The sequence below is a fragment of the Kitasatospora sp. NPDC058965 genome, assembly GCF_042741245.1.
Taxonomy (GTDB): domain Bacteria; phylum Actinomycetota; class Actinomycetes; order Streptomycetales; family Streptomycetaceae; genus Kitasatospora.
On record NZ_JBHYKG010000521.1, the window covers coordinates 1 to 3224 of the forward strand.

3 protein-coding genes are annotated in these 3224 nt (G+C 73.6%); all 3 read right to left on the reverse strand.

The features are described from left to right. Nucleotides 1-99 precede the first annotated feature (99 nt). Genes argS through gntA form a run of 3 tightly spaced genes read right to left on the reverse strand, consistent with a single transcriptional unit; the run spans nt 100 to nt 3092 of the window. Entirely contained in the window at nt 100-1836 is a 1737-nt protein-coding gene (argS, locus tag ACFW1A_RS39590; RefSeq protein ID WP_380418403.1) for an arginine--tRNA ligase, read from the reverse strand. Between the two features lie 3 nt (nt 1837-1839). After that, entirely contained in the window at nt 1840-2295 is a 456-nt protein-coding gene (locus tag ACFW1A_RS39595) for a MaoC family dehydratase N-terminal domain-containing protein (RefSeq protein ID WP_380418405.1), read from the reverse strand. Continuing rightward, on the reverse strand, nt 2292-3092 hold the full coding sequence (gene gntA / locus ACFW1A_RS39600; RefSeq protein WP_380418407.1) for a guanitoxin biosynthesis heme-dependent pre-guanitoxin N-hydroxylase GntA: 801 nt from the start codon (nt 3090-3092) through the stop codon (nt 2292-2294). The genes ACFW1A_RS39595 and gntA overlap by 4 nt, the downstream gene beginning before the upstream one ends. Nucleotides 3093-3224: the final 132 nt, after the last annotated feature.

Here is a 3224-nt window from a genome sequence, read left to right on the forward strand (position 1 = left end):
CCGCGGCGGCCCGCCCCCGGGGAGCACGGGCGCGGTCGCAGCGGCGCGCCGCCCGTCAGGGTGCGCCGCTGCGACCGCGCATGACAAGTCGTCTGCGCGCTACATCCGCTCCGGCGCCTCGATCCCCAGCAGCGAGAGCCCCAGGGTCAGCACCCGGGCGGCGAGGGTGGCCAGCACCAGGCGGGAGGCGCGCAGCTCAGGGGTGTCGGCGGTGAGGATCGGACACCCGGCGTAGAAGGCGGAGAAGGCGCGGGCCGTGTCGTAGAGGTGGGTGCACAGCTTGTGCGGTGCGTAGCCCTCGGTCGCGGCGGTGCAGGCGGCCGGGAAGCGCAGGATCCGCAGCAGCAGGTCGCGCTCGCGCGGGTCGGTCAGCAGCACCGGGGTACCGGCGGCGGGCTCGCCGCCCGCCCGGCGCAGCACCGCGCGGGCCCGGCAGTTGGCGTACTGCAGGTAGACGGCGGTGTTGCCGTCCATCGCGAGCATCCGGTCCCAGTCGAAGACGTAGTCCCGCCGGCGGTCGTTCGACAGGTCCGCGTACTTGACCGCACCGATGCCCACCGCCCGTGCCACTGAGGCTTTCTGATCGTCCGTCAGCTCACTGCGGGCGGCGATCCCGGCGGCCCGGTCGATCGCCTCGACCAGCAGGTCGACCAGCTTGACCGCGCCGCCCGCGCGGGACCGCACGGTCCGGCCGTCCTCCCCCAGGATCGAACCGAAGCCGATGTGCTCGGCGTGCAGGTCGCCGGTCAGCCACCCCGCCTCCCGCAGCACCGCGAAGACCAGCGCGAAGTGCTGCGCCTGCGGGCTGCCCACCACGTACAGCAGGTCGGTGGCGCCGCGCTCCTCGATCCAGTACCGCGCGGTGGCCAGGTCGGTGGCGGCGTAGCCGTAGCCGCCGCCCCGCTTGCGCACGATCACCGCCTGCGGGTCGCCGTCCCGGTTGGTGAACCCCTCGGGGAAGGCGCAGATCGCCCCGGCGCTCACCTTGACCAGCCGTTTGGCGCTGAGTTGGCGGACCAGGTCGGCCAGGAACGGGTTGTAGAAGCTCTCGCCGTAGACGTCCGCGGCGGTCAGCCCGACGCCCAGCAGGTCGTAGACCTGCTCGAAGTGCCGGGCCGACTGCTCGACCAGCCGCCGCCACAGCGCCAGCGTCTCCTGGTGGCCGCCCTGCAGCAGCACCACCCGCCGGCGGGCCCGGTTGGCGAAGTCGAGCTCGGCGTCGAACTTCTTCCGCGCCTCCTGGTAGAAGCCGTTGAGGTCGCCGATCGACAGCTCGTCGCCCGCGCCGGTGCGGCCCTCGTCCGCCAGGTGCTCGATGAGCATGCCGAACGGGGTGCCCCAGTCGCCGATGTGGTTGTGCGCCACCACCTCGTGTCCGGCGAAGCGCAGCAGCCGGGCGATCGCGTCGCCGAGCACCGAGGAGCGCAGGTGGCCGACGTGCATCTCCTTGGCCACGTTGGGGCTGGAGTAGTCGATCGCGATCCGGCGCGGCTCGGCCACCGGCGCCGCGCCGAGCCGCTCCTCGCCGAGCAGGGCGCCCGCCCGGTCGGCGAGCCAGCCGGGCGCCAGCACCAGGTTGACGAAGCCGGGGCCGGAGACCTGTGCGGACCCGACCGGTCCGGTCGTGTCCAGCCGCGCCGCGACCTCCCGGGCGAGCTCGCGCGGGTCCCGGCCCAGGGTGCCGGCCAGGGCGAGCGCGATCCCGCTCTGGTAGTCGGCACCGGCCTGTTTAGAGGGCCGCACCGCGGCCTGCTCGGCGGTGATCCGCAGGTCCAGCGCGTCCTGGACCGCCGCGGCGACCCGTCGGCCCAGTTCGACGCCCACGTTCCCGTGCACCCGTCAGGCTCCCGTCTCCGCCGCGCGGACCACCAGGGTGGACCATTCCGTCAGCACCTGGTCCCCGTCGGCGTCGCTCACCTCGGTGCGCAGGGTGAGCGAGAGGTTGCCCGCCAGGCTCTTGGCCTCGGCGATGACCACCACGCAGGTCAGCCGGTCGCCCGCGCGGACCGGTCGGCGGTAGGCGAAGCGCTGCCCGCCGTGCACCACCCGGGAGAAGTCGATGCCCAGCGACGGGTCACCGGTGACCTGTTCGGCGGCCTCCTGGGTGAACACCACCGGGAAGGTGGGCGGGGCCGGCACGTCCGGGTGGCCCAGCGCGCGGGCGGCGGCGGGGTCGCGGTACAGCGGCGAGTCGTCGCCGATCGCCCGGGCGAAGCTGCGGATGTGCTCCCGGCCGACCTCGAACGGCTCGGTCGGCGGGTAGTCGCGGCCGACCGCCGCCAGCACCCCGGTCACCGGTCCGCCACCGCGGTGGCGTCGGCGGCGATGTGCACCGGGCACGTCCAGCCCTCCTCGGGCAGCCGGCCGGAGTACATCACGGTCTCGGGGTGGTCGCCGTCGAAGAGGACCAGGGCCGGGTTGAGCGTGCCCTGCATCCTGTGGTCGCGGGCCCGGATGGTCTGGGTGATCCGCGGCATCAGCCCGGACTCGCGCAGCAGGTCGAACTGCTCGTGCGCGTTGAACACCATGGTCGGCCGGCCCGGTCGGCGGGCCAGCCGGGAGGAGGCCGGGTGCATGCCGACGATGAAGAACGGCCGCCCGGCGAAGCTGAAGGAGAACCCCTTGGTGTTGGGGTCGGAGCCGACGATCGGGCTCCAGTCGTGGTGCTCCCGGTCCAGGTCGTGCATCAACTGCAACTGCTGCCACAGGAGTTCTTCGAACTCCTGCTCGGTCGAGCTGACCGGGCCGTCGAAGCTGGCGACGAACGAGGCGAAGTTCTCCTGCCGGATCGGGAACTCCTGGACGAACTGCCACAGGTCGGCGGCGACCGCCCGGGCGCCCTCGGCCGAGCCGAGCGCGGGGTAGGACCCGAACCGGTAGTCGCCGCGGCGCAGCAGGCCCCGCCCGACCACGCAGGGGTAGGGGTCGCTCATCACCATCGCCCGGAAGGTCTCGTGCGCGAGCACCGCCTGCGGGTCCGCCGACGAGACGTCGGGGGCCAGCTTGACGAAGCGGTGGTCGACGAGCCCGTGGTAGGAGCGCGGGACCTCGGCCGAGGCGGGCGCGAAGGGATTGTTCGCTGCTGCGTTCACCAGACGTGTCCTTGCGGCGGTCGCGGAGGGCGGGAGGGGGTGGGGCGGGGGGGGGGGCCCGGCGGCGGGGCCCCCCCCCGCAGAGGATTAAAAACAAGACGAGCCCACCCGCAGGGGGGGGGAGGATAAGAG